This window comes from Corynebacterium guaraldiae (genome assembly GCF_053480195.1).
The window spans coordinates 1-26,803 of the sequence record NZ_JBRBAU010000022.1 but is presented as its reverse complement, the minus strand read 5'-3'; the positions used below and the strand labels follow the sequence as shown (position 1 = coordinate 26,803).

At 62.1% G+C, this 26,803-nt stretch carries 20 protein-coding genes; 11 read left to right on the top strand and 9 right to left on the bottom strand.

The genetic code is table 11. The features are described 5' to 3' along the window. Positions 1-191: 191 nt before the first annotated feature. The 5 genes from ACUY3D_RS12365 (at position 192) to recR (ending at position 5,771) form a co-directional block, all read left to right on the top strand. Positions 192-1,463: an aspartate aminotransferase type Ic gene (locus tag ACUY3D_RS12365; protein ID WP_448241187.1), complete on the top strand. Its 1,272-nt coding sequence runs from the start codon at positions 192-194 to the stop codon at positions 1,461-1,463. Positions 1,464-1,548: 85 nt separating this feature from the next. Next, positions 1,549-2,025, top strand: coding sequence for a suppressor of fused domain protein (locus ACUY3D_RS12360; RefSeq protein ID WP_083306439.1), 477 nt, complete (start codon positions 1,549-1,551; stop codon positions 2,023-2,025). Positions 2,026-2,057: 32 nt separating this feature from the next. After that, the gene (locus ACUY3D_RS12355) at positions 2,058-4,562 is read left to right on the top strand and encodes a DNA polymerase III subunit gamma and tau (protein ID WP_448241186.1); all 2,505 of its coding nucleotides are present in this window, start codon (positions 2,058-2,060) and stop codon (positions 4,560-4,562) included. Positions 4,563-4,619: 57 nt separating this feature from the next. Further along, positions 4,620-5,000 carry a YbaB/EbfC family nucleoid-associated protein gene (locus tag ACUY3D_RS12350; RefSeq protein ID WP_070524027.1) on the top strand — a complete coding sequence of 127 codons (381 nt, stop codon included), beginning with the start codon at positions 4,620-4,622 and terminating at the stop codon, positions 4,998-5,000. A 114-nt stretch (positions 5,001-5,114) separates the two neighbouring features. Then, on the top strand, positions 5,115-5,771 hold the full coding sequence (gene recR, locus ACUY3D_RS12345; RefSeq protein WP_269948899.1) for a recombination mediator RecR: 657 nt from the start codon (positions 5,115-5,117) through the stop codon (positions 5,769-5,771). Positions 5,772-5,794: 23 nt separating this feature from the next. Here recR and ACUY3D_RS12340 read toward each other — a convergent pair whose 3' ends face one another. The 5 genes from ACUY3D_RS12340 to leuA form a co-directional block, all read right to left on the bottom strand. Further along, positions 5,795-6,574, bottom strand: coding sequence for a type 1 glutamine amidotransferase (locus ACUY3D_RS12340; protein WP_448241185.1), 780 nt, complete (start codon positions 6,572-6,574; stop codon positions 5,795-5,797). Further along, positions 6,567-7,856, bottom strand: coding sequence for a Mur ligase family protein (locus ACUY3D_RS12335; RefSeq protein ID WP_448241184.1), 1,290 nt, complete (start codon positions 7,854-7,856; stop codon positions 6,567-6,569). The genes ACUY3D_RS12340 and ACUY3D_RS12335 overlap by 8 nt, the downstream gene beginning before the upstream one ends. A gap of 24 nt (positions 7,857-7,880) precedes the next feature. Further along, positions 7,881-9,395, bottom strand: a complete 1,515-nt coding sequence (locus ACUY3D_RS12330; RefSeq protein WP_070524037.1) for a DNA polymerase III subunit epsilon — start codon at positions 9,393-9,395, stop codon at positions 7,881-7,883. A 98-nt stretch (positions 9,396-9,493) separates the two neighbouring features. Continuing rightward, positions 9,494-11,359 (bottom strand): hypothetical protein, encoded by a 1,866-nt coding sequence (locus ACUY3D_RS12325; protein ID WP_448241183.1) that lies wholly within the window; start codon positions 11,357-11,359, stop codon positions 9,494-9,496. 303 nt (positions 11,360-11,662) lie between these two features. Further along, on the bottom strand, positions 11,663-13,477 hold the full coding sequence (gene leuA, locus ACUY3D_RS12320; protein WP_070524041.1) for a 2-isopropylmalate synthase: 1,815 nt from the start codon (positions 13,475-13,477) through the stop codon (positions 11,663-11,665). A gap of 306 nt (positions 13,478-13,783) precedes the next feature. On the opposite strand from leuA, the gene ACUY3D_RS12315 reads away from it, so the two are divergent. After that, positions 13,784-14,977 (top strand): mannosyltransferase family protein, encoded by a 1,194-nt coding sequence (locus tag ACUY3D_RS12315; RefSeq protein WP_448241182.1) that lies wholly within the window; start codon positions 13,784-13,786, stop codon positions 14,975-14,977. Between the two features lie 14 nt (positions 14,978-14,991). On the opposite strand, the gene ACUY3D_RS12310 is transcribed toward ACUY3D_RS12315, so the two are convergent. Beyond that, positions 14,992-15,864, bottom strand: coding sequence for a DMT family transporter (locus tag ACUY3D_RS12310; RefSeq protein ID WP_448241181.1), 873 nt, complete (start codon positions 15,862-15,864; stop codon positions 14,992-14,994). 146 nt (positions 15,865-16,010) lie between these two features. Between ACUY3D_RS12310 and ACUY3D_RS12305 the strand changes: the two genes are divergently transcribed. Together ACUY3D_RS12305 and ACUY3D_RS12300 are read left to right on the top strand one after the other, a co-directional pair. Continuing rightward, positions 16,011-17,276, top strand: a complete 1,266-nt coding sequence (locus ACUY3D_RS12305) for an aspartate kinase (protein WP_070561344.1) — start codon at positions 16,011-16,013, stop codon at positions 17,274-17,276. Between the two features lie 19 nt (positions 17,277-17,295). Beyond that, on the top strand, positions 17,296-18,333 hold the full coding sequence (locus ACUY3D_RS12300; protein WP_070524049.1) for an aspartate-semialdehyde dehydrogenase: 1,038 nt from the start codon (positions 17,296-17,298) through the stop codon (positions 18,331-18,333). Between the two features lie 136 nt (positions 18,334-18,469). On the opposite strand, the gene ACUY3D_RS12295 is transcribed toward ACUY3D_RS12300, so the two are convergent. Further along, positions 18,470-19,792: a YkvI family membrane protein gene (locus tag ACUY3D_RS12295; protein ID WP_070564287.1), complete on the bottom strand. Its 1,323-nt coding sequence runs from the start codon at positions 19,790-19,792 to the stop codon at positions 18,470-18,472. A gap of 277 nt (positions 19,793-20,069) precedes the next feature. Continuing rightward, the gene (locus ACUY3D_RS12290) at positions 20,070-20,618 is read right to left on the bottom strand and encodes an RNA polymerase sigma factor (protein WP_070524053.1); all 549 of its coding nucleotides are present in this window, start codon (positions 20,616-20,618) and stop codon (positions 20,070-20,072) included. Positions 20,619-20,794: 176 nt separating this feature from the next. On the opposite strand from ACUY3D_RS12290, the gene ACUY3D_RS12285 reads away from it, so the two are divergent. From ACUY3D_RS12285 to ACUY3D_RS12275, 3 genes are all read left to right on the top strand, one after another. Next, positions 20,795-22,351 (top strand): catalase, encoded by a 1,557-nt coding sequence (locus ACUY3D_RS12285; protein WP_143336225.1) that lies wholly within the window; start codon positions 20,795-20,797, stop codon positions 22,349-22,351. A 124-nt stretch (positions 22,352-22,475) separates the two neighbouring features. Further along, positions 22,476-23,927 carry a hypothetical protein gene (locus tag ACUY3D_RS12280; protein WP_143336226.1) on the top strand — a complete coding sequence of 484 codons (1,452 nt, stop codon included), beginning with the start codon at positions 22,476-22,478 and terminating at the stop codon, positions 23,925-23,927. 262 nt (positions 23,928-24,189) lie between these two features. Next, complete coding sequence (locus ACUY3D_RS12275; RefSeq protein ID WP_448241180.1) at positions 24,190-25,692, top strand: DUF5129 domain-containing protein; 1,503 nt, start codon at positions 24,190-24,192, stop codon at positions 25,690-25,692. Between the two features lie 125 nt (positions 25,693-25,817). Here ACUY3D_RS12275 and ACUY3D_RS12270 read toward each other — a convergent pair whose 3' ends face one another. Further along, on the bottom strand, positions 25,818-26,702 hold the full coding sequence (locus ACUY3D_RS12270; protein WP_448241188.1) for a DUF3800 domain-containing protein: 885 nt from the start codon (positions 26,700-26,702) through the stop codon (positions 25,818-25,820). Positions 26,703-26,803: the final 101 nt, after the last annotated feature.

Below are 26,803 nucleotides of genomic sequence, written 5' to 3'. Positions count from 1 at the left end.
GCACTTCCCCGGCGGTATTTCCGGCCCGAGGCTGGGGTATCCCTCCGGATAAGTGAAATCATCCTAATACCAGCACGCCAGACCAGCTAACCACCCAACCTCACCAACACATCCTGTCGTTTAGGCCGGGGATGTGACGGGGCGTTAGTATGGTTGCCATATGCCCGCACTACGTCCCGGAAGGAAGACGGATGTCTCTTCTTAATCTTGAAAAGTCCGAGCTTGATGAGCTTGCCGCGCAGGTGCGCAAGGACTACGAGGCCCTCAAGGCTGAGGGGTTGGATCTTGACTTGACCCGCGGTAAGCCGTCCAAGGCACAGCTGGATCTGTCTAATGACCTGCTCGTCCTGCCGGGCCGCGGTCACTACACCGACGCTGCCGGCAATGACCTGCGCAACTACGGCAACCAGAAGGGCATCAAGGAGCTGCGCGATCTCTGGGGCAAGCTCACCAACATGGACCCAGAGCTCCTCGTCGCAGCGGACTCTTCCTCCCTGAACATCATGTATGACCTCATCCTGTGGGCCTACACCTTTGGCACCAACAGCTCTGAGAAGCCGTGGTCCAAGGAAGAGACCGTCAAGTGGATCTGCCCCACCCCGGGTTATGACCGCCACTTCGCCATCACGGAAACCTTCGGCTTCGAGCTGGTTACGGTACCGATGGAAGAAGATGGCCCGGACATCGAAGCAGTCGAGGAGCTGGCCAAGGACCCGCAGGTTAAGGGCATGTGGGTTGTGCCGATGTTCTCCAACCCCACGGGTGCCGTCATCTCGGAAGAGAAGACCCGCCGCCTCGCTGCGATGGAGACCGGCGCACCGGACTTCCGCATCGTGTGGGACAACGCTTATGCCGTGCACACGCTGACCGAGGACTTCCCGGAGGTTCTGCCGATTCTGGAGATTGCGGAACAGGAAGGAAACCCGGACCGCTTCTGGGCTATGTCCTCGTCGTCGAAGATCACCTTCGCTGGCTCCGGAGTGAGCTTCTTCGGTTCCTCCGAAGACAACCTCGAGTGGTACCTGGAGCACGCCGGTATCCGCGGCATTGGCCCGAACAAGATCAACCAGCTTGCGCACTACGAGTTCTTCGGTTCCGCCGAGGGCGTGCGCGCGGTTATGCGCCGCCACGCTGCGCTGCTGGCGCCGAAGTTCGAGGCGGTTCTTCGCATCCTGGATAAGAACCTCACCCACCATGAGATTGCGGACTGGACCCACCCCAAGGGCGGCTACTTCATCTCCCTCAACGTGATGGAGGGCACCGCCACCCGCGTGTGGGAGCTGGCCCGTGACGCCGGCATTCTCCTGACCCAGGCTGGTTCGGCGTACCCATACGGCGAGGACGCCAAGGACCACAACATTCGCTTGGCACCGTCCCTGCCGCCGCAGGAAGAAGTCGAGGCAGCAATGGATGGCGTGGCCACCTGTGTGCTGCTCGCCGCAGTAGAGAAGCTGGGGGCATAAGGCAATCAACTCCGACGAGACGGCCTACTGGCTCGACCAGATCATCCCGGCTGACCTCGAGTTCAGAAATGTCGAGGGGCAGCGCTTGGGCTTAGCCTCGCTGGAGGGTGAGCAGTCCCTCGCGGTCACGTGTGGCTTCGCCGATGTCGATACCGGGCTGGCGCATGCCGAGCAGGGGATCGATGTGCGCTGCGAACTGCTCACCGTTGCACGCACCGGCCAACCGGAGGTTGCTGCCGCGGTGAGCGCGGCAGCGGCATTGCTTAAACAAGCCGCAGGGCTGCTGCCCGCGCAGCCGGGCTTGCTCTTGCCCAAGCTTTTTGCGGAGGATGACGAGCGCTTCGCTCATTTCAGCGTGCGCCATGGCATGCTCATCGCCCCATACCTGTGGGGCGGACAGACCCCGCAGCTGGCGGAAAAGGAGCGCCTGACGCTGGTGTGCCAATTGCTCATGCTAAGCGATGCCGAGTATGCCTACGCCGTTGAGGAAGGCGTGCCGGCGCTGCAACAAGCGGTGGCTGAACAAGGCATCGATCTGCTGGATTGGAAGCGCTCAGAGTGACGTGTCGGGTTGAGACGCTACACTGACTAACCGTGGCTCTTTACCGGAAATATCGTCCAGCAACCTTCGCGGAAGTGGTAGGCCAAGAGCAGGTCACCACGCCTTTATCCGCCGCCCTCGACGCAGGGCGCATTAACCATGCGTACCTCTTTTCCGGCCCGCGTGGCTGCGGAAAGACGTCGTCGGCGCGCATCATGGCCCGCTCGCTGAATTGTGAGCAGGGGCCAACCTCAACGCCGTGCGGCGTGTGCGATTCGTGTGTCTCGCTGGCCCCGGGTGGCCCGGGCAACCTCGATGTCACGGAGCTCGACGCCGCCTCCCACAACGGTGTGGAGGATATGCGCGAGTTGCGTGACCGCGCCTACTACGCGCCGGCGGAGTCGCGCTACCGCATCTTCATCATCGATGAGGCCCACATGATTTCTGCCTCCGGTGCGAATGCCTTGCTCAAGGTTGTCGAGGAGCCGCCGGAGCACGTCATCTTCATCTTCGCCACGACGGAGCCGGAGAAGATCATCGGCACCATCCGCTCGCGTACCCACCACTATCCCTTCCGTCTGCTGACCCCGCCGGCGATGAAGGGGCTGCTGGAGCGCACCGTGGCCTCGGAGAACGTCCACGTGGATGACACCGTGTACCCCATGGTCATCCAGGCTGGCGGGGGTTCGCCGCGTGATACCTTGTCCATCCTTGACCAGCTGTTGGCGGGTGCGGGCCCCGATGGCTTGACCTACGAGGTAGCCCGCCCGCTTCTGGGTGTCACGGACGTGGGGTTGCTGGATAATACGGTGGATGCCCTGGCTAGTCAGGACAAGGCGGGGCTTTTCCGGCTTGTCGACGATGTCATTGAAGCCGGCCACGAACCTCGCCGTTTTGCCATCGACCTGTTGGATCGCTTGCGGGATCTGATGATCCTGCAAGCCGTGCCCTCCGCATTGGAGGAAGGTCTGGTCTCGGCGCCGACTGATCGCGGGGAAGTCCTTACCGCCCAGGCGCAGCGTTTCTCCGGTCCGCAGCTGGCCTACCTGGCGGAAACCGTCAACGAGCGCGTGTCCTCCCTGCGAGGTGCGACGTCCCCGCGCCTACTTCTAGAAATCCTCTGTGCCCACTTGATCGTTGGCTCCGCCCCCGCGGCGGCAGCTGCCGGTCAGGTACCCAGTGCCTTGCCGCAAGGTGCGGGGGCACAGCCTTCCGCACCCGCGGGGCAGGGCTCCGCGCCTGCGCAGCGCCAGCCATCTGCGGTCGCCAGCGCACAGGATCCGGCGGCCGCTGCCGCGGCCATCATCGCGCAGCGTCGCAGCCGTCAGGCAGCGAAGCAGGAGGCCCAGCAACAGCAACCACAGCAGGCCGAGCGGCCCCAAGAACCAGCCCAGCCTCAAGAGGCGCAGCAACAGGCGCCGCAGCAACAGGAGGTTCAGGAGCAGCAACCTTCAGCCCCCGAGGCCTCGCAGTCTCAGGCGCCGGAGCGTCCTGCACAACCGGAAGTGCAGCCTGAGCCGCAGCAGGAGCAGCCGGAACAGCCGCAGCCATCGGAACAGCCTGAACAACAGGAACAGCAACCTGAGCCTGAGCAGCCCCAGGACCTTGCCGCGGAGATTCGCGGGCGGTGGTCTGATCTGCGCGCCACGATTGGGCGGCGTAATAAGGTCGCTGAAATCATGCTCGCCGAAGCCCGTGTCCTCGGCGTGCGGGATGAGACTCTCGTCCTTGGACACACCACGGGCGCGTTGGCTGAACGCATCAATTCACCAGGCACCAATGAGGTCATCGTGACCGTCCTCAAGGAAGAGCTCAGCCGAGAACTGAAGGTCACGTGTGTTATCGGTACCGACCCGAAGGCACACGGTTTCACGGTGCCAGAGCCCACCCAGCGCACCCAGTGGAACCCCAACCAACCGCAACGTGAGGCCTCCGAGCCCGACGAGGAGGCAGAGAGTCCGGCAGCGAAGGAACCCAATAACGCCAGCGATGATCCATGGGGCGCGCCGCGCCAAATCGGGCAGCAGGCTCCGTCGTCTGAAACGACGAGGGAGCAACCTCAGCCCCAGCACGGTGTGCGCGAGAAGGCAGACTCGCGCCCGCCGGCAGAACCACAGCGGTCGGAGGCCGCCCCGCGCGGGGCGGCGGTGCCCCCAAAGAGGGAGTCCCGTGGCAGCCAATGGCGATCACGCATCGCGCAGGCGACCCAGGTCGCGGCCCAACGCGATGAAGAGTTTTCCAAGGTTCCCAAGTTCGGCAACGGCGTTCCGCTGCCGCCGGAGCCGGGTCCGGACGAAGGCGAGTTCGAGGCCCCACCGGAGGAGTACGGTCCACCGGCGGGGGCGAATGGAGCGTCGGAAAGCGCAGGCCACACGTCTGTTTCGTCGCAGCAGTCAGCTCCCCAGCATGCGCCCGCACCGCAGCCGGAGTACACCCGCGCGGATGAGGAGCGCGAGATGATGGAGGCCGCGCAGAGCGCCGGAGAGATGGACCACCGCAACGCCACGGAGGTCGCCATGGAGCTCCTCGCGCAGGAGTTGGGAGCGCGGCGGCTGTAGCGCGGCATCTGTACACTTGGCGCGTAGTGAAAATAACCGCACGAAAGGACTTTTAGCATGACTGAGAACGATCCGATGCAGCAGGCAAATGACATGAACGAGATCCTGGCGCAGGCCGCTCGCGTCCAGGCTGAACTAGAAAAGGCACAGAAGGAAATCCTGGCCGCCACCGTCGAAGGCAGCGCAGGCAATGGCCTGGTGAAGGTCACCATGACCGGTGGCGCTGAGCTGCAGAGCATTTCCATTGATAAGTCTGTGGTGGACCCGGAGGACATCGATACCCTCCAGGACCTCATCGTCGGCGCCTTCAAGGAGGCTCACGCCGCAGCCGGCCGCTTGGCACAGGAGAAGATTGGCCCGCTGTCCCAGGGCATGGGCCAGTCCCAGCAAAACTATGATGGTCCGTCCATCCAGGATGTCTTCGGCGGTAACCAGTAAGCCGCGCGTTAGACTTAAAGGCCGTTGTTGCTCTCTTCGCGGAGGGTGGCGCGGCCTTTTGTTGTGTCTCCGGCCGTCAAGGTCGTGGGGATTGTTAAGTGAGGGGAGCATTGCGTGTTTGAAGGACCACTGCAGGATCTCATCGATGAGTTCTCGCGCCTGCCGGGTATTGGCCCGAAGTCAGCGCAACGCATCGCCTTCCACGTTCTGCATCAAGACCCGGAGGAGATCGACCGCCTTCAGAAGGCGCTGGGAGCGGTGCGTGATGGTGTGACTTTCTGCCGCATCTGCTGCAATATTTCCCGCGAGGAAGTCTGCCGCATTTGTGTGAACTCGCAGCGCGATGTCTCTACCATCTGCGTGGTGGAAGAGCCCAAGGACATCCAGGTCATCGAGCGCACCGGCGAATATAACGGCCGCTACCACGTACTGGGCGGCGCGCTCGACCCGCTGGCCAACGTGGGCCCGAAAGACCTCAACATCTCGCAACTGCTGCAGCGCCTCGGCGGCGTACTACCGGACCGAGAGCTTGCGGATTCCACCCCGGAAGAGCCGCTTTACGACGATTCCCCGGACATCACCGAGGTCATCCTCGCCACCGATCCCAACACCGAAGGCGAAGCCACCGCGGCCTACCTTGTGCGCCTGCTACGAGACTTCCCGGGACTGAAGATCACGCGCCTGGCCTCCGGCATGCCGCTGGGAGGCGACCTTGAGTTCGTCGATGAGCTCACGCTGTCGCGTGCGTTGAGTGGCCGCCTGACGGTCTAGCGGCGCGGTGCCTCCGAGCGCCCCTAGCGTTGCGAGCGCGGCGGCTCCGAGGCATTAAAACGCTCGGTGCGCAGCTGATCAATGGCGGGGATGTTCAAGGGCTCGAGTTCGCTGAGCGCGACTCCCATGGCCTTGGCCAGCAGCAAATCCGCCAGCTGCGGGTTGCGCGCCAAGACAGGGCCGTGCATGTAGGTGGCGATGACGCTGCCCTGTACCGCGCCCTCGGCACTGCGCTGGACGGCCTTGTCGGGGAGGTCCAGGATGGCGGCGGTGTCCGCATTGCCGGTTCCGCGCGTGAGCGTTCCCAGTGGTTGGGCGGCAGGGCCCAGGATGGTGGCACCCATGTGGTTCTCAAAACCGGTGAGCGGTTCGGTGAGCTCAGCGGTGATGCCGGCCTTGGTGGGGTCGGCGGCTACCTCACCGATGGCGCGCTCGGTCATGGAGGCAGTGGTGGCGTCGATAAGCCCCACGCCATCCACCACGCGACCGGACGCACGGAAGGACTCGCCGAGCACCTGCAGGCCCGCGCAAATTGCCAGAATCGGGCGACCTGCGGAGGCAGCGCGGGTGAGGCCACCGTCAGCGATGAGGTGCTCTGCCGCGAGAATCTGCGCGGTGTCCTCGCCGCCGCCGAGGGTGTAGACATCAAAGGATTCCGGCACCGGCTCACCCAGCTTGATGGGGACAATCTCCGCCTCGTGGCCGCGCATGCGGGCGCGCTGGCGCAGGACTAGGGCGTTGCCGTCATCGCCGTAGGTGCCCAGGATGTCAGGGAGGATGAGGCCAATCTGCAGGCTAGTCATTCGAGTGCTCCTTTGCTGCTGCGGCGGTGAGTGCCTTCTTCAGATCGCGGAAGGCGGTGTAGTTGGCCAAAACCTCGATGCGGCCTTCCGGACAGGATTGAATAGCGGTGAGCGGGTCCGCAATGAGCTCGTGCGAGATATCCGCGTAGACCAAACGCACGGCTAGATCCGTGCCGCGCTCGCCGGCTGCCTTGACAGGGATGCCTTCGAAATCCTCGAAGCGCACGTCCCAGAGCCAGGACATATCAATACCGTCGGCCACGTGGCCGTTAGTGGCGATGACCAAGCCATCGGCGTCACGGTCCACCATGGACAGCGCCTCCTGCCAGCCGGCCGGATTCTTAGCCAAGAGCAGGCGGATCTCGCGCTTGCCCAGCGTGATGGTGGAGTAGCGTCCGGCCACATCAACGACGCCTTCGACAGCGGCGATAGCCTTGTGGCGGTCCACGCCGAAGGCCTCCACGGCAGCAGCGACGGCCTGGGCGGCGTTACCGCGGTTGGCCCGTCCCGGTAGAGCAAGCTTGAGCTTGTCGACGCCCTCCGGGCTCACAATGCCTTCCTCCGTCACCGCCCAGGTGGGGGTGGGGCGGCGGAACTCGCGGCCGTCGGCAAGCACTTTGACCGCGCGCCAGTCCTCACCGTCACGCACAATGTGGCCGCCGGTGCGCGGACAGGTGACGGATTCGCCCATCCAGCCGGCACCCGCGGACACCCAAATGACATTCTTTGCGTCATAGGCCACGGAGGTCATGAGGACGTCATCACAGTTGGCGATGACGAGCATGTCCGGGTGGGCCTCGACGGCGCCGCGCAGGGCGCGCTCAATCTTGTTGATCTCACCGACGCGATCCAGCTGGTCGCGGGAGAGATTCAGCAGCACGAGCGCTGTGGGGTTGAGGTTATCCGCAACGTGGGGGACATGGAGCTCGTCTACTTCTAAGACAAGATGGCTTGCATCTTTGCCAGCTAAGAGCGCGGAGATGATTCCTGCATCCATGTTGTCGCCGCCATCGTTGGTGGCCACGGTGTGCGTAGTGCGCACGGCTGCGGCGAGCATCCGCGTGGTCGTGGACTTGCCGTTGGTTCCGGTGACCAAGACGGCTGGGCGCTGCTTGGCCAGGTTTTGCATGATAGTGGGGTCAATGGCGTTAGCGATGAGCCCGCCGATCATGCCGCCCGCACCGCGGCCCGTGGCGCGCGAGGCGGTGGTGGCCAACGCCGCGGCGGAGGTTGCAACCGCGGTGCGCGCGGAAGAAAACGCGCTTCGGAAGTTAAAATTCATGCTCCCCAGAGTAGTCGGGGGATGCTAGCTATCGGTGTTGTGGGAGCGGTTGTGTCCCGAGTTTTGCTGGTTCTGCTGGTTGCCATTGCTGCGACGGCCGCGTCCGCCGCGGCGGCGACGCCGGCGCCCTTTGTTGCCGCCCTTATTCCGGTTGTTCGAGTTGGAGTCCGACTGAGCAGGCTTGTCGCTTGCGGATCCGTCGGCCGGGGAGCCCTGGTGTTTCTTCTGCCCTTGTCCTTGTTTAGGGGAGTGCTGGGCGTTGGAGGACTTGCGGCGCGAGCGGCGGCGGTTCTTGTTCGTGGAACGATTGCGGTTGGGCTGCCCACTGCTGTGGCGCTTACCCGAATTGCTCGTTGCGCCGGAGGTGGATTGCTCTTCAGGTTCGGTCGGTTCCTCGATGCGCTCAAGGGCCGCGAGGAAGGCAACATCGGACATCAGCGGGATGTCCTTGCGGTGAGCATGCATGGGCTTGCCCACAAGGTTGGTGGTGATGTTGCAGACCACGAGGGACGTCTCGCGGGAGAGCTTCTCCGAGTAGTTCAGCTCCTCACGGGCCAACGCCGCGATGATGGTGTCGGGGTCCTCGGTGATCTCCGGGGCAACGACGATCTCCATGCCGCGGATGAGTTCCTTGCCGGGCACATAGGGGCCGGGGTTGTGGTGCTGACGGGGAGCTTCGGCAGCGTCGACGCGGACGTGGGAACGCTGTAGCCCAAAGCGATCAGCTCGCAGCTCATCCGGTGCCGCGCTGCTGAGCGGGCCCGCGGCTTGCGCACGGTAGAGGTCCACGAGCAGACGGGTTGCCTCGCGGGAGGTGTCCTTTTCCGGTCGGTGCGCACGGGCGACGCTGGCGGTGGGGTCGGGCGCGGGAAGACCGGTATCCCGCGCGACGGCCGCTAGGCGGATATCGGTGCTCCACACGCTTTGGCGGCGAGCGGTGGCAAGCGTATCCACGATGGTTACTGGGGTGGGAACGTGTCCCACCTTGAAGCGACGGCGCCGGCCTTTACCGCGGTTGCGGTTGCGCGCACGGTTTTGGCGGGCGGCGGCAGTCATCGCGCGGCGCGCTTCGGCGACGATGAAACCCCAGGTATAGGGGGCATCGTGAACGATGAGCGTGCGGCCATCGATGAGCCGATCCAGCGGCTTGAGCAACATGGAAAAGGACTGACCCGCCTGGATTTCCTCAGCGCTCAAGCCGTGAAGATGCCGGGGGCCAGGGTCTTCGCCGGGGTTGAGGACGGCGTGGAACTCTTGGCCGGTTTCACCCGCGGTGTTGAGTGTCAGCGCATCCACGGTAAGCAACCGACCTGTGGAGGGGTGAATGCCAGTGGTCTGGATGGTCAGCGCAACAAAGGGGAAGGCAGCGAGGGCTGCTTCGCGGGCCGACGCCCTATCTTCTTTGCTGTTCTGCTTGTTCTCAGCTGGGTGAGGGCGCGGTCCTGGTTTCGGGGCGCTGGATTGTGGCGACGCCGCGGCCGGCGTCTCTGCTGCGCTGAGCTGCGCTGCAGGTTCGGTGGGGCCGGGTGTCGTAGTCATTGTTCACAGTTTAGTACCCAACCGCGAGGAAGCTGGAAAGGGCACACGTGAAGCTGCCGTATCCCCCGAATTGGCAGCGAGGCAGGGCGTGTTGCGGACTAGTCGGTCTCGATGATGATGACCCAGCCGTCGTGGTCTGGCGTGGGCTCGGGAGTCGGTTCGGGCTCACGGCTCGGCTCAGGAGTGCGGTCCGATGTGGGCTCAGAAGTCTGTTCCGGCTTCGGCGTGGTGCTGGGCTTGGGCGAGGTGCTCGGCTTAGCCGTGGTGCTCGGCTTGGGCTGCTGAGTCTTTGTCGTGGTTGGCGTAGCAGTCGTGGAGGCAGCGGGCTTGGTGGTCGTCGGAGCAGGAGTAGTCGACTCCGCTGGCTTAGTCGTGGGCGGAGTGCTGACAGGTGTGGTGGTGCGGGACGTTGGCGTCGTAGCAGTCGTCTTCGGCGCCGAAGTTGATGAGGTCGGTGTCGTCGAAGAAGTTGGGGTCGCCGAAGGCGAGGACGTCGGCACGCTCCGCGTGGAGCTAGGTGCGCTCGTAGTTGTGGTGGTGGAGGTGGAATCCTCCTGGCGGGGCCGTGACGTGCGCGACGTGGACTCTTCTGCGGCTTCGGTTTCCCGCGGTGCTGGTGGTGTGACTTCAGCGTGGTGCGTGTTGCGCGGGGAAGGAATTGCCTCCCCGGGCGTGACGAGCTCTGCACGTTGCGTGGGCTCGGCCAGCTTAATCGGCTCCGTCGGCGCAGACAGTTCCGTTGGCTCCGCCGGAGTCGAGGCAGTGGTTCGGTCGAGGGCGCGTGGTACTACCGAGTGCCCCTGGTTATCGGGGCGGTGGGCGCCTGCAGCCGTGTCCTCGGTTGCGTCAGCTTCGCTGGAAAGCGCGGCGTCAGCTTCTGCATTATTGGCCGGGCTGGGGGCAAGGAGCGAAGTGGTGTGCTCCTCTAAAGCCGAGTCAGCAACCTGATTGGGGGCGGAGTGAAGTGCGTGCACAGAGGATACGAAGCTAGCGGTTCCGCCGATGATGACGGCAACGCTTGCCGCGCACACCAGCTTGACACCAGTACTAGCAGCGGCGATCTTTGAGCCAACTGTTGCGGCGGTCCCGAAGGATTTCAAGGAGAGGACTTGTGCGCCCTGTGTGGCAGCGGAACTTGCGGTGTGTGCTGTGCCTGTTGCCTGGAATCCACCCACCGGCGCGACTGCTGCATGAGCCCTATCGGTGTTTGTGGCCGTCGCGGCAACCGCGCCAGCGGCGGCAGCGATGACGCCGGCGGCCCCCACGGCGACGTGAGCGTCTGGTGTTCCTTCTTCGGAGTAGACGGTGAGGGCTGGGGACTTGTCATCCGGCGTGAAGTAGGCGCGCGCAATGGCAATGAGACCCTCGTGCTTGAATCCAGCGATGGTATCGCTCAGCCACGTGGCCTGATCGCGCGGAACGGTGGCGATGAGCTTGTCATCGAGATGAATCTCGATGGCGCGGCGGAAGAAGCGCCGGCTGTTGGTTAAGCGCACGAGTAGATGCGCAGGGTGCTTCGGCAGGGAACGGGTGCGGGCCGAAAAGTCAGTGATGCGAAGGGCACGGTCGCCGTCGAGCATGCCCCATCGCTGAGCCGGGGGAACGTTGATCGGGACGCACAGGCCTGGCTCCGGGAGGAGAACCTCGAATGCCGGAACGGTTTCCTCCACCGCGTCCTCGCGGAGCGAAATCTCTGCGGTGGCCTGTGGGGTCAAACCCGCGCTAATGATCCAATCCAATTCCGTGTAATCGGCGGATTGGGAAGCGGGGATGACGCCAACGATGTCATCTTCATACCGGACGCGGAAGCCGGAGCTTGAGTGCCCACACAGGGTGACGTTGAGGTGATTGTTATCCGCCAGGGAGAGCAGCTGCAGGAACATCTCCGGGTTAACGGCGTCAACCGTGAGGCGGCGAGGTTCACCAAACCCAGAGTGGGGGACCACGTAGTTAGTGACCGTCATAGTGTTCGCCTTCGCCTGCAGAACTGCAACAAATGCGCGCAGTTGCAAAACTGAGCGCAGTAGGGAATGCTGAAGTTCGGACTGAAATTCTTATTGGGTGCACAAGGTGTTCAATGCCTTTGTGCAATTGTGTCGCGTATTTATTCTATAGCTCTCCGTGCTGGCCTACAACAATGTGTAGCCAGCGCGATGTTACGGTCAGTAGCTTTAGCGAGGGGAGTGCGCGTGCGAGAGACTGCGCAAGGAGGAGGCGCGCGGAACAGCTCGCCTTCTCCTTGTGTCGCCCTGTGCCGCGGCGGAGGATTAGTCCGCGCGATTGACCGCTGAAGTAATGGCGTTGATGGACGCACGGGTGGTGGATCCAGCGATGCCGGCACCCCACACTTGTGCGCCATTGACTTCGGCGGCGATGTAGCAGGCGGCTTCGGCATCGTCGCCGGCCGTACGGGACTGCTGGGAGTAGTCGATGACCTCGAAGTCGATTCCGACGTCTTCCAGCGCGTTGGCGTATGCGGCGATGGGGCCGTTGCCCATGCCGGAGATAATGCGCTTCTCGCCGTTAAAGACGATGGTTGCGGTTACCTTGGCGTCTTCGTCCTCCGTGGTTGAGTTATCAACCTGGAAGGTGACGAGTTCCAGCGGGGAGGTGCGCTCTAAGAACTCGTTGGCAAAGATATCCCACATGTTCTTGGAGTTGACTTCGCCACCTTCGGCGTCAGTCACCGCCTGCACGACGGAGGAGAACTCCGCTTGCATGGCGCGCGGCATATTGATGCCATGATCGGTCTTCATGATGTAGGCCACGCCGCCCTTGCCGGACTGCGAGTTGACGCGGATGACCGCCTGGTAATCGCGGCCGACGTCCTTCGGATCGATGGGCAGGTAGGGAACTTCCCAGGTGGTTTCCTGCAGTTCTTCCCACGACACCTCGGTGTTGTTCGCGCCTGGGCGCACCTCCTGCGCCAGGGCGTCCAGGCCCTTGTTGATGGCGTCCTGGTGTGAACCGGAGAAGGCGGTAAATACCAGCTCGCCGCCGTAGGGGTGGCGCTCCGGCACGCGCAGCTGGTTGCAATACTCCACCGTCTCGCGGATCTTAGGCAGATCGGAGAAGTCGATCTGCGGGTCCACGCCCTGGGTCAGCATGTTCAGGCCCAGGGTAATGATGTCCACGTTGCCGGTGCGCTCACCGTTGCCAAACAGGCAGCCTTCGATGCGGTCCGCGCCGGCCATGTAACCCAGCTCGGCGGCGGCGATTCCCTCGCCGCGGTCATTGTGCGGGTGCAGCGACATGATGATGGAGTCCCGCTTCGCAAAATTGCGGTGCATCCACTCGATCTGGTCGGCGTAGACGTTGGGGCTGATCATCTCCACAGTGGAGGGCAGGTTGATGATCATGGGGTTCTCCGGAGTTGCCTCCATGATGTCAACAACGGCATCGCAGACCTCGACGGCGAAGTCCAGTTCGGTGCCCGTAAAGGATTCCGGCGAGTATTCCCAGCGCCAGTTGGTATCGGGGTAATCCTTGGCAATGCCCTTGATGAGCTCCGCAGCGTCCGTGGCCAGCTTCTTAATGGCCGGGCGGTCCTTGCGGAAGACTACGCGGCGCTGCAGCTTTGAGGTGGAATTGTAGAAGTGCACGATGACGTTCTTCGCGCCCTGGCAAGCCTCAAAAGTACGGCGGATCAGGTGCTCGCGCGCCTGGACCAGGACTTGGATGGTGACGTCATCCGGGATCTTATTGCCCTCGATGATTTCGCGAACAAAGTCGAAATCCGTCTGGGAGGCGGAGGGGAAGCCTACCTCAATCTCCTTGTAGCCCATCTTGACCAGCAGGTCGAACATGCGGTGCTTGCGCTCAGGGCTCATTGGATCGATGAGAGCCTGGTTGCCGTCACGCAGGTCCACGGCGCACCACTGTGGCGCCACGGTGATTTTCTTGTCTGGCCACGTGCGGTCAGGCAGCGAGACCGGTTCTACCTCTTCGGCGAAGCTCTGGTAGCGGTTTACTGGCATCGAAGAACCGCGCTGCTTGTTCCACGCGGGCTGGTTTTCGTTGCGCGGGCCAGCCGGGGTGGTGATTTCGCGGGGAGCGGAGATGAAAGAATCGTTGGGGGACATGGTGGTTGTTCTCTTCCTTGTCTGGGGCTTATGGGTCTGGGGCCAAAGGCGTTTTACTGTGTTGCGCTATTTATGGTGCGCAGCTTCGGCGTGAATCGTGGGGGGACGGCCAGCTGCGGTGTGTTGGCATCACCGCGCTCCGCGGCGGGGCGCTGGCCGTGAAGCTAGAAACCTAAAACCCGCCGCGGCTACTAAGGAGGAGAGTGTGCCGCAAAGTCATGTGAGCCACAATACAGCGCTTCTCATTCTATGGCAACCGATTTCACATATTGGGATGCCTCATGTGGGTGGCTAGGATGTTGTGGCGTGCATGAAGAAAACTCCACGAAGACTACTCAGGATCCGGGGGAAGAGCCCACGGCGGATAGCGGGCGCGCGGCAGACGCCTCCCCTGCTGGCACGCACAGGGCGCTGTCACTGGTGCCGCTTGCCACGTTGGTCGCGGTTGTTGGAACTGCGGTGCGCATTGCCGTTCTGAACGTCATCGCCGCCGTCAATGACCAGGAGCTGTGGGATCGGCTCACGTCTTGGGATTCCAAGTACTACCTGGAAATTGCTCGAGTGGGATACTTTGACGCGGATATCCACACTGATGGCCCAGTCTATGAGACGACAATGGCCTTCTTCCCGGGCTTTCCCATGCTGTTGCGGGTCCTGGGATGGACCGGGATCAGCCTCGAAGTAGCCGCGCTCATCGTTAACACCCTCCTCACCGTGGCCATGGCCGCCGGCGTTATGGTCTTGGCGCAGCGCTTGGGGGCAGGGCGCCGTGGGCAATGCGCCGCTGCCATCGTGGTGAGCAGCGCTCCGATCTCCATCGTGTTCTCGATGCCTTATACCGAAGCCCTCTTCGGGGCCCTCCTGGTGTGGGGACTCGTCGCGCTGGATGATCGCGCCTGGTGGCGCGCGGCGGCGTTCAGCTTTGCCTTATCGTTTGTGCGGCTGACCTCCGTGGACTTCCTTGCTGTCTTTGCCTTGTGGGTGCTCATCTATGGGCGGCGCTCGTGGCAGGCCTGGCTCAGCCTCATCGTGGCAGCGCTTCCGCTGCCAGCGTATTTATTGTGGACGCAGCGCTACCTCGCAGAGGCCGGCGGCTACTTTGGCATCCAGACCGAGCACTGGCATTCCACCTTCGACTGGGGTGCTGCCACCGTACGGTTCGTGTGGGAAGTTCTGACGGAGAAGAACGATGTGGGCTACCTGCTTAGCGTTCTGGTGATCCTGGGCGTCCCCGTGCTGCTGGTGGCGGCGTGGGGAAGGCTGAATCCGGTGGCGTGGTGGTTTAGCGCCGCGCTGTGTGCGAATGTGCTGCTTTCCGACGGCATCATGCACTCGCGCCCGCGTCTCCTCCTGCCCGCGATTATCTTGGCGCTTCCCTGGGCCGTGCGCGCGTCTGAGGTGCTGCGACCCCGCGAGCTCTGGCTTGCATGTAGCGCCTGGGTCCTGTGGTCGGCGTGGTTCTCCGCTTATATGCTGGTGGTCTTTGAGTGGGCCATCTAGCGCGGAAGCTAGTCCTAGCGCGGGCTTTGCTCCGCGCGCTGAGCGCTTCCCGGGTTGACCGGCACTCGGGATAGGACGATTGTGGCAACGATCATGATGATGAGCGAAACCCCCATCACGCACCAACCCGCAACGCTATTGACCTGGAATTTTTCGCCCAAGACCCAGTAGCCCAGGCCAAAGGCCACGATGGGCTCCATGATGGTCATCGCGGGCAAAGAGTGCGCAAGCGCGCCAGCGTGGAAGGAATATTGCTGGATCACCGTTCCGGAAGCCGCCAGCCCAATGAGCACGTATAGCTCCCAGCTGGCCAGCAAGGCTGCGATGCCCTCGTGGGAGAGGACGTCCACCACTGCCTTGGCTACGAGCGCCACGTAGCCGTACAGGATGCCGCACGCGCTCCCGAGCGCTAGAGCGGATTCCTCCGGCCGGTTATAGGCCGCCACGAACAGAGCGGTGAGGGCAAGCGCGCCGAGGGCGAAGGCGGGCCACCATTGGGACCAGGTGGGCGTCGTCAAGCCTGCGGTGGGGCGCCCATAGACCACCATGATGCTCACCGCGATGGTCAGTGTGAGGCACCAGAACACCTCCCGCGCCGGCATCGGCCGCCGGGAATACCAGGCGGCGAGCGGCAGTGTGAACATGAGGGACAGGATGAGGATTGGCTGCACGATGAGCAGTGTGCCGAAGTGGAGCGCGACGAGCTGTAGCGCGTAGGCAATAACGGCGGCGCCGGTCCCCACCCACCACAAGGGAGTCCGAATAGCGGTGCGCATGACGCTCCTGGAGCTGGCGTCCAACACGATGCGGTGACGTATGACTGTGCCCCAGGCCACGACTAGCGCGGAGGCCAGTGCAAAAGTAATGGCAACCAGGTTTGAAAGCATCGTTTCTACCCTACCTGGAATTAATATCCAGCACGTGTTTCGATGGGAACCAAAGGGCGGTAGTCTAAAGGAGTTGACTGCCGGTCTATAGGTATTGGGCGGTGAACAGGTAATGGCCCTCACAAACAGGAAAGGTGGGACCGTCAGTGGCCCTAGTCGTACAGAAATACGGGGGATCCTCCCTCGAAAGCGCAGAGCGCATTCGCGCGGTGGCGGAGCGCATTGTGGCGACGAAGAAGCAGGGCAACGACGTCGTTGTTGTGTGCTCCGCCATGGGAGATACCACCGATAACCTGCTTGATCTTGCAGCGCAGGTCAACCCCGTCCCGCCGCAGCGTGAGATGGACATGCTGTTGACCGCCGGCGAGCGCATCTCCAACGCACTCGTTGCCATGGCCGTGGAGTCCCTTGGTGCCAAGGCTCAGTCCTTCACTGGTTCCCAGGCCGGCGTGCTCACCACCGAGCGCCACGGAAACGCCCGCATCGTCGACGTCACCCCGGGCCGTCTAACCGAAGCCTTGGAGAAAGGCCGGATCTGCATCGTTGCGGGTTTCCAGGGCGTGAACAAGGAATCGCGTGATGTGACCACCCTCGGCCGCGGCGGCTCGGACACCACCGCGGTGGCGCTGGCGGCAGCGCTCAAGGCCGATGTGTGTGAGATTTATTCCGATGTCGACGGCGTTTATACCGCCGACCCACGCATCGTCCACAACGCCCAGAAACTCGACCAGCTGTCCTTCGAGGAGATGCTGGAGATGGCAGCTGTGGGCTCCAAGATTCTGGTCCTGCGCAGCGTCGAGTACGCCCGCGCGTTCAACGTTCCCCTTCGAGTCCGCTCATCTTATTCAAACGACCCCGGCACGCTCATCGCCGGTTCAATGGAGGATATCCCCGTGGAAGAAGCAGTACTTACTGGTATCGCAACCGACCGTTCCGAGGCTAAGGTTACCGTCCTGGGCATACCGGACCGCCCAGGTGAGGCGGCCAAGTTGTTCCGCGCCATCGCGGATGCCGAGATCAACATTGACATGGTCCTGCAAAACGTCTCCTCGCTGGATTCCGGTACCACCGACATCACCTTCACCTGCCCGCGCTCGGACGGCCCAAAGGCCATGGAGATCCTGGCCAAGCTCAAGGAAGAGGGGCACTGGACCAACGTGCTTTACGACGACCAGGTGGGCAAGGTCTCCCTCGTCGGTGCCGGCATGAAGTCCCACCCGGGCGTTACCGCAGATTTCACGGAGGCATTGCGTGACGCCGGGGTCAACATGGAGCTCATTTCAACCTCCGAAATCCGAATTTCCGTGCTTACCCGCGAGGCTGATCTGGAGAAGGCCGCCGTGGCCCTGCACGATAAGTTCCAGCTGGGTGGCGAGGAAGAGGCCACCGTTTATGCTGGTACCGGACGCTAAAAATTAAGGAGTAAAGGTCATGACCACTGTTGCAGTTGTAGGCGCTACCGGGCAGGTTGGCCGCGTGATGCGCACCCTCTTGGAGGAGCGCAACTTCCCGGCCGATACGGTCCGCTTCTTTGCCTCCGCACGCTCCGCCGGCCAGGAGCTCACCTTCCGCGAGGACAAGGTCGTCGTCGAAGATTTGGCAGAGCAGACTGTGGAGAGCCTCGCAGGAATCGACATCGCCGTGTTCTCCGCCGGCGGTTCGACGTCCAAGCAGTATGCACCGCTCTTCGCCGAGGCCGGCGCCACCGTGGTGGATAACTCTTCTGCGTGGCGCCGGGATCCGGACGTGCCGCTCATCGTGTCAGAGGTGAACCCGCAGGATAAGGACAACGTCACCAAGGGCATCATCGCCAACCCGAACTGCACAACCATGGCGATCATGCCGGTGACGAAGGCGCTTCACGACGCCGCCGGTCTCACCACCATGCGCGTCGCCTCCTACCAGGCCGTGTCCGGTTCCGGATTGGCCGGCGTGGAAACCTTGGTCAAGCAGGTGGCCTCAATCGGTGACCGCAACGTTGAGCTCGTCCACGACGGCTCTGCGCTTGAGGTCTCCGAGGAGGATTTGGGCCCCTATGTCGCTCCGATTGCGTATAACGCGCTGCCGTTGGCGGGCAACCTCGTGGATGACGGAACCGAAGAGACCGACGAGGAACAGAAGCTGCGCAACGAGTCCCGCAAGATTCTGGGCATCTCAGAGCTGAAGGTGTCCGGCACGTGCGTGCGCATCCCGGTGTTTACTGGCCACACCATGGTCGTACACGCGGAGTTTGAGAAGCCGATTACCCCGGAGCAGGCTCGCGAGGTGCTCTCGGCCGCGCCGGGTGTCAAGGTCGTCGATGTGCCGACGCCCCTGGCGGCAGCCGGCATCGACCTTTCCTTGGTCGGGCGCATCCGCCAGGACCAGACGGTCGAGGACAACAAGGGCCTCGTCTTCGTCGTGTCTGGCGATAACCTGCGCAAGGGCGCAGCGCTCAACGCTATTCAGATTGCGGAGTTGCTGGTCTAGCGTGTGGCGCACGACAGTGCCGCACTGTTCTCCCCAATAAAAGAAGTCCGCCGCCAGAGTGAATTCTGGGGCGGACTTCTTTCTAATTGTGGCTATGTGTAGCGGGACGCGCGGCCCGCTACACATGCGGGAAGCGCTAGTCCTTCGGGACCTCGGGCTTGGTGTGCTCCACGAAGGTCACGGAGGGGTCTGGATCCTCGCGGTCGTATTCAATCTCATCGTCGGCCTCGAGTTCCTCGTGGATTTCCTCGGCGACGACTTCGACGAACTCCTCCGTTTCCATGTTGGAGGCAGCGGCCAGCTTACGCAGCTCGCGCTCGTTCTTCTTGGTGAAGTGCTCGCGCGGGTCGAGGCGGCGCTTGACCAAGGTGCGGGCGCGCACGCGGCGGTCAGACTCGGAGGTGATCTTGTCACGCTGGGTAATCCAGCTGATGACCATGACTGCAATCATGAGCAGGCCAATCCACCCCAGGATCGGGTAAACGCTGGAGACCAGCTGCTTGAAGCCAATGAAGGAGAGGATGAAGCCCACGACACAGGCGCCCGCGTAGACGGGGTAGAAGAGCTTCGGCTTCTTGCGGGTTAGGCGCTTGCCCATGGCATAGAACATGCCGATGGCGGTGTTGAAGACCATGCCGTAAATAATGAAGGTCATGAAGTAACCCAGGATCGGGTTCACGTTGTTGATCAACGTGAGCACCGGCAGGTCCTGCTTGTGTACATCCGGCGCCACCATGTAGAGGGAAACCACGAGGAGGGTAAGTAGAAGCAGGTAGAAAAAGCCACCGATGAGGCCGCCGACACCGACGGCGCGGTTATCCAGGATGTTGCCGCCGATGACGATGGACATCGACACCGCGCACATGACATTCAAGCCGGTGTAGTTCAGCGCGGCCAGCCACCAGTTGCTGAGAGGGCTTTCGACGTTGTTGACCGCGAAATCATTGGCGCTAGACCAGTCAACATCCGTCACGATGATGGTGTAACCGGTGGCCAGAACCACGAAGATGATGATGAAGGGCGTAATCGCGCCGATGACGTTGCTGACCTTATCCACGTCGAGGAGGCCTACCAGCAGAACGAGCACGAGCATCACGGCCCCACCCACCCAGATGGGCACGCCGTCAAACTGCTGGCTGATGGTCGAGCCACCACCGGCGAACATGACGAAGCCGATGGAGAACAACGTGGCTAGGGTGCCCCAGTCCAGCACTCGGGAGACGATGGGGCCACTAATCTTGTCGTAGACGGCCGTGTGCTCGTCCGCTTGGAAGTAGGAGCCGAGCTGCAAAATGGCTACACCAGTAATGATCATGAGGGCGGAGGCGAGGAGTACACCCCACAGTCCCATGTTTCCGAAAGCCACGAAGTACTGGATTGCTTCCTGTCCGGAGGCAAAGCCGGCGCCGACGACGACACCAATGAAGGCCATGGAAATGGCCACTGCGCGTTTCCACATAAGGTAAAGAGGTCTCTCAATCTCACACGCGCCGGGGAATGTCATCACAACCCAAGGTGTGGTGCGGGCAATCGGGAAAGCCTCGCGGGCCCGGTTCGACTATCGATTTATCACGTGTGCCTCGAAAAAGATTAGGTGTGGTCGATAGGTATTTTCCAGCTGACACTACGATTTCTCGCTGAGCTGGCACCGGACGGGCCGCCAGGACCTGTCAGTTGCCGCACGTCTGCGCAGGTGCTGTGACTCCCGACGCCCATTTATAACGGCTCGATAACGATTATCCGCGCTGGTCGATGAGGTCCTTGCGGGCGCGGGCGACGCGGGAGCGAATTGTGCCCACACGAACCCCGGCGATTTTCGCGGCCTCCTCATAGGTGTAGCCCAAGACTTGGGTCAGGATGAGGGCTTCGCGGCGGTCTTCTGGGAGGGCGTCGATAAGCGCGCGGGCGTCGATCCACTCGCTCCACGTGCCCGAGCTTTCCGGGGTCGCGGCAAGGGCGGCGGCGTCTTCATACTCGGTGGCGGACTTACGTGGGCGGGCCATGTCGTGGCGGATGTTGTCCACCCACACGCGGCGGGCGAGGGAGAGCAGCCACGTGCGTGCTGAAGAACGGGCGGCAAAGCGGGGGAGCGCGCCGATGACGCGCAAGTAAGTTTCTTGGGTGAGGTCGTCCGCGATGTCTGGGCCGCCGAGGTGGGCGAGCAGGCGCCAGACATCATCTTGGGTGGACTTGATGAACTCCGTGAGGGCTGCGCGGTCGCCGCGGCCCGCCTTGAGGGCGAGATCGGTGACGCGCGCATCGTCGCGCTCGGAGTGTCGTTTCACCTCCCATAATTTACCAGTCGGGGGCGTGGGCCTTGGGAACCGCTGGGGCTCCTCTGTGGGCGTCTACGTTTGGGAAAAATTCTGTTGCGTAGGTCATTTTTAATGGGTAGGCTATGAAAGGTCCGAGATTGATAACGAATCACAAATTATCAACAACTGTAGGAGGCATTAACCCCATGACTAACGCTTCAAACGAGTTCGTTGCAGACAAGGTTCTGGATAAGGGCCAGCGCGCCCCGGGCGGCGAGAACACCACCCGCCCTTCCGGTCAGCCCATTGCAACTGAAAACACCAGCATCACTGCTGGCGAAAACGGCCCGGTCGTGCTCAATGACATCCACCTTATTGAGAAGCTCGCACACTTCAACCGCGAGCGCGTGCCGGAGCGCACCCCGCACGCTAAGGGCCACGGTGCCTTCGGCGAGCTGCACGTTACCGAGGACGTATCCGCTTATACCAAGGCCAAGCTCTTCCAGAAGGGCACCGTGACCCCGATGATGGGTCGCTTCTCCACCGTCGCCGGCGAGCAGGGTTCCCCGGATACCTGGCGTGACGTCCACGGCTTCGCGCTGCGTTTCTACACCGAGGATGGCAACTACGACATCGTGGGCAACAACACCCCGGTGTTCTTCCTGCGTGATGGTATTAAGTTCCCGGACTTTATCCACTCCCAGAAGCGTCTGGGAGCCAATGGTTTGCGCGATGCTGACATGCAGTGGGATTTCTGGACCCGTAACCCGGAGACCACCCACCAGGTCACCTACCTCATGGGTGACCGCGGTACCCCGAAGACCACCCGCCACCAGAACGGCTACGGCTCCCACACCTTCCAGTGGGTCAACGAGTCCGGTGACGCCTTCTGGGTGAAGTACCACTTCAAGACCCGCCAGGGCGTGGAGAACTTCACCGACGCCGAGGCGACTGAGATGGCCGGCCAGAACGCTGACTACCACCGCGAAGACCTCTACAACGCCATCGAGGAAGGCAACTTCCCGGTCTGGGACGTCAAGGTTCAGATCATGCCGGTGGCAGAGGCCGAGGAATACCGCTTCAACCCGTTCGACCTCACCAAGACCTGGTCCAAGAAGGACTACCCGCTGGTGGATGTCGGATACTTCGTGCTCAACCGCAACCCGCGTAACTTCTTCGCGCAGATTGAGCAGGTTGCCCTGGATCCGTCCAACATCGTCCCGGGCATTGGCCTGTCCCCGGACAAGATGCTGCAGGCACGCGTCTTCGCATACGCCGACCAGCAGCGCTACCGCATCGGACCGAACTACAAGCAGCTGCCGGTGAACCAGCCGCTCAACCAGGTCAACACCTACGAGCACGAGGGCTCGATGCAGTACCTGTTCAACGCCCCGGAGGATCCGGTCTACTCGCCGAACCGCCACGCCAAGGGCGGCGGCTACATGGACGGCGATGAGAACCTGCGCTTCAAGGAGCAGGAGACCACCACCGCTCCGGACCTCTACGTGAACCCGGATCCGGCTGGCATCGACTTGGTTCGTGCACCCTACGTCCGCCACGCCGAGGACAATGACACCGTTCAGGCCACCGACCTGTACGAGAACGTCTACGACGACGGCGCCAAGGAGCGCCTCGCAGACAACATCACCAACGCTATGGCTGGCGTGTCCCCGGAGACCGAGGAGCGCGTCTACGCCTACTGGGATGCTGTCTCCCCGCAGCTGGGCAAGCGCGTGCGTGAGCTCTTCGCGGAGAAGAAGTAATTAACGCATACGCGTTAATTACGTAACCTCAGTAGCCCCGCTAGTGACCGAAGAACACGGTACTGGCGGGGCTTTTCCGCGCGCCTGACCGCTTTTTCCCAGCGTGAACGATAGTTTCTTTTACATGACCTCACGCCTAGCCAGTCCTGCTGACGCCAACCGGAAGGTTGGCACCCGCGCTCTTATACTCACCCTCGTGCTCATCGTGCCGCTCATTGTCGGTGCGGTCGTCGCCGCCGTGTCCGAGTGGCAGCCGGCCGAAACCTGGTCGCAGGAACAGGCCGGGGCTCCCAGCGATGGCACCATCGATCCGGCTGAGCTTTACGACGTCTCCCGTGCCCTCTCGGAAGCCAATGCCCAAGCCGGCTTTTTGGCCAACGGCACGAAGCAACTCGCTGACGGCACAGGGGAGCTCCAGGATGGCGCTGATGAGCTCGGCGGTGGAGTAGACCAGCTGGCCGGCGGCTCGCAGGAGCTTTATGACGGGCTCGTGCAGCTGCAGTCCGGCACCGCCCAGCTGGGCAACGGTGCCACCGAGCTGGCCGACGGCGTCGGCGGGGCCGTTGACCAAGTCGTGGGCCTCGGCGTGGTTCGCGGACAGCTCCTGCAGGCAATCGACGGCACCTTAAAGGACCTAGAAGGAAACAACTCGGCGGAGGCGAAGAACATCCGCTCGCAGCTTGGTGATCTGCGCGGCCAGGTGGAGAACTTCCAATTCGACCAATCCGTTCAGGATCAATTGACGCAACTCAAGGATGGCTCGCGCGACCTTTCCAATCAGCTGGCCGTCAGTGGTTATGCCTATCACGATGGCGTCTACCAAGCCACCGAGGGGGCGAAGCAACTCAACGTCGGTATCGGTGAGCTTAACGCGAAGGTCGATGAGGCCTTGAAGGGTGTGGACAAGCTTGTTGCCGGTGCGGAGAAGGTCGATGGCATGGCCAAGCAGAACCGGACCAAGGTGCAGGGCGCGCAGCGTGCGATGCCGACCGTCGCCGGGCCCGCCGAGGGCGGCAGCGAGCCCGCCCAGCTGCTGAGCCCCATTGTCGCTATGTTGCTAGCAGCCATCGCTGCTCTTGGCGGCGGTGTTATCGGCGCGCTGTTGACGCGCGTGGAGCGCCGCATCCTCACGCTTCTCGGCGGGGCGGTGCTGATTGGTGTCGTCGTGGGCTTGCTCGTGGCCCTCCTGGCTACTGGCGTGACCGCAGCCGCGGTGGCCTGGGCGGGGCTCGCGGCGGCGGGGGCCGGGGTGGCGTCGGCAAGCATTGCGTACGCGCTTGCGCGTGGCCTTGGCGCGGGCGGCTGGGTCCTGGGCAGCGTGCTCGCCGTGGCGCAGGTTGGCATCGTGGGCTGGGCGTGGAAGGCGGCGTCGACCGGCACCGATCTCAACGCTGCGATGAGCGCGCTCGTGCACCTCTTCCCCATGCAGTGGGCCACCTCCGCCATCACCGTGGCAGGTAATGGCGGGCAGTCCCCACAGTTGTGGACTGCTCTGGCCATTTTGGGGGTAATCACCATTGCGGCCTTCGTGCTCGTGGGGGCACCTGCAGGGCGGGCCGAAAAGGAAAAAGCCTAGCTCACGGCCCTGCGTCCGACACATCGCAGAAGTGCCACGATATGTTACTCGGTTTTCCAGATTTTGCTACCGCTGTGAATGAAAAGAGTGCTAGAGTGAAAGTCGCTCACAAAGCCTACTTAGGGGGTAGGCAAACGGTTTCTCCAATCCGTTGTGAGTGATAGGGAATAGGGGCGACGCGGCTGCTGTAGGGGCACCGCGTCGTTTCCAATTGTGGGGGTAAAGTTGGCGGCACCGACTGCTGAAGAATTGGAGTATCACCGTGACTGACTCTCGCGATATCAAACCTTTCGCCGCCAGCCGCGGCCCCAAAATAACATCGGTCGACGCCATCGTCGGTGCGGCCATGGTGGGCGGTCTGTTGCTCGGGGGAATCGGCGCGGGCGCGAGCTTGGCGGCCTTCGATGCGCCTGAACGCTCCGACTACGTCATGCAGCCCGCACAGCGTGAGGTGCAGGCTGACATCATGGACCCGGACGATGTGCTCACCCAGGAGGAAGAAGAGCGCATGCTTAGCGATGTCTCCCGGATCGCCGCCCCCGACGTGGTCCAGGGGCTGCACTACATGGTCTTTGCCAAGAACAAAGAAAACGTTAACGACTCCGTGGAGGAGTACCTGCGCGATAATCACCCGGAGCTCATCGGAAAGGATAAGTTCGCCGATGGTCAGGTCTTCGTCGGCGTGGGACTCGACCCGCGCCGGGCCTTCGTCTTTGCGGGTGAGGATGTGGCCGGGCAGATGAAGCTGCGCAAAGATGACAGCCATTTGGAGCAGTCCATCGAAGCCATTAAGCCGGGCGTGCGGGATGGCAACATTCCTGCTGGCCTTTTTGCTGGCGCGGCGGCAGCGATCGATGTGGACCGTGCTGCGGATGCTCAGTATGAGAGCGCGAAAGATGGGCGCATTGGGGCGGCCATTGGCCTCGGGGCGGCGGGCCTGGGCGTCGGTGGCGCGGGCGCAGGCATCGTCGGCGGTACTCGTCGCAGCCGGCAGAAGAAGGCGCAGCAGGCGCGCGAGAACTGGGACTATGTCTCGCAGACCTATACCGATGTGGCGCAGCGTCTGAGGGAGATCGATATCCGAGCGCACTCGCTGCAATCGGGTCTGGTGGATGAGCGTTTGCGTGAGGACTGGGAGGGCCTTCGCGATGACTTCCTCGCCATCGATGCCCAGGTGGGATCCCTTATGTCGATTCCGGCCGATGCGCCGGATGAACAGTTCCGCTCGTATGCCGAGCCCATCGCCCACGCGCGCGAGCTGTGTGAGCGCGTGGAAACCGCCGAAGTCAACATTGAAAAGCTGCGCCGTATCGAAGACGCTGATGCCGATGCTCGCCGCTTCGAGCTCTACGAGTTGGGTAAAGACCTGGCCCAGGCGGGCTACTTGGCGGCGGATATCGACTCGGCGCTTGAGCGTCACGCCAAGGAGCTGGAAGGTGCCGCCGTTGCACTCTCCAATGAGCCCAATCACCCGCAGTTCATGGAACGCTACTTGGAGCTCTTGGACCGCACCGCGCTACTCTCTGAGCACCTGCAGGCGCAGCTGCAGAAGCGCAACGAGGCCGACGAGCGCCCAGAGCGCACGCGCATCTATGACTCCAACTTCTTTGCCGGTTCCGGCTACCACGGCTACGTGCCCTTCTACGTTGTGAGCACCTGGGACAGCGATGCCACCACCGCGCGCGATAGCTCCTCCAGCAGCGGCGGCGTCAACAGCGGGTTTAGCTCGGGCTTTTCCGGTTCGGGTGGATCTTCGAGCTTCTAGGGCTGGTTAAAAGCCCTTAACCGTGAAACGCAAGAGAACTCGAAGCTGCCTACTGCTTGGTTCCCGTTGGCAAAACCTCTCACAGGGAATTGGCTTCCTGCAGGAGATTTGTGGCAACCATGCATTTACCTGAGTGTGGCTTTCCTGACCCGTTCTAGTTTTTCCCGGTTTTCCTGACTCACATTTAGGAAGTCGATAACTGGCCTCTCGGCATAGATAATCTCTGAATGGTGGAGATCTGAGATGGATCGCCCGCATAGGTGGAGTTTCGATTCATAGGTGAAAGCTCCTCGCGCAGCCGATAACTGACTCGCAAAGGGGATCCATGAATAGCGACAATCTTCTACTAGTTGATATTCGACAGCTCGTTTTACTAAAGCGCATACCCAATCAGCAAACTGGATATTAGAAGAGAGTTTACTGTCGATGTGCATGGGCGGTTCAATTAATCGCCGCATTTCCTTATGCTCGGTAGCTCGACCCAGAATATGGGCGTACATCACAGGTAAGCGCTGGATTCGGGATTTTTCATTGATTTGATCCATTAGCACGAGCATCGATTGGTCTAACGAATGTGCATGATTCGCCAGCCTATTTAAGGATTCCCTCATTGAGGTTTCTTCTCGCTGGCGAAATTCATTTGGACCACAGTTAGTCTCTTTGGGAGTGCCTATTGGCTTTTCTTCAGCATAGTAGAAAAGGTTTCCATTCAATTGCCTAAGTTTGGAAATCAGACTTCCAAGCAGTCTTAAATTTTGGGGACGTTCATCGTATGCCTTGGCGAACAGTAAATCTGCGCCTTTTCTTTCCCATCGACCAGGATCGACGTTGTCTGGAATATCATTTTGGAAGAATTGCTTCTTTCGTTCCGCGAAGAAGGCGCCAAATTGCCGAGCATTATCTTCGGGAATTACAAAGCCGCCATAACCAAAAGCGGGGCTATCAGAGAACTTCTTGTGTGAAGGATGGACAAAGGCCCCAGGGTGTTGCGACCGGCTATTTGGTAGCAGTGTCGTGACTATCTGGTAGCGCTTCAGTGAGTATCTGGTAGCAGCTCGCGGCGCTCGGGGTGATACTTCCGGTAGCCGCACCACTCGGGTGCGGCGCGTAC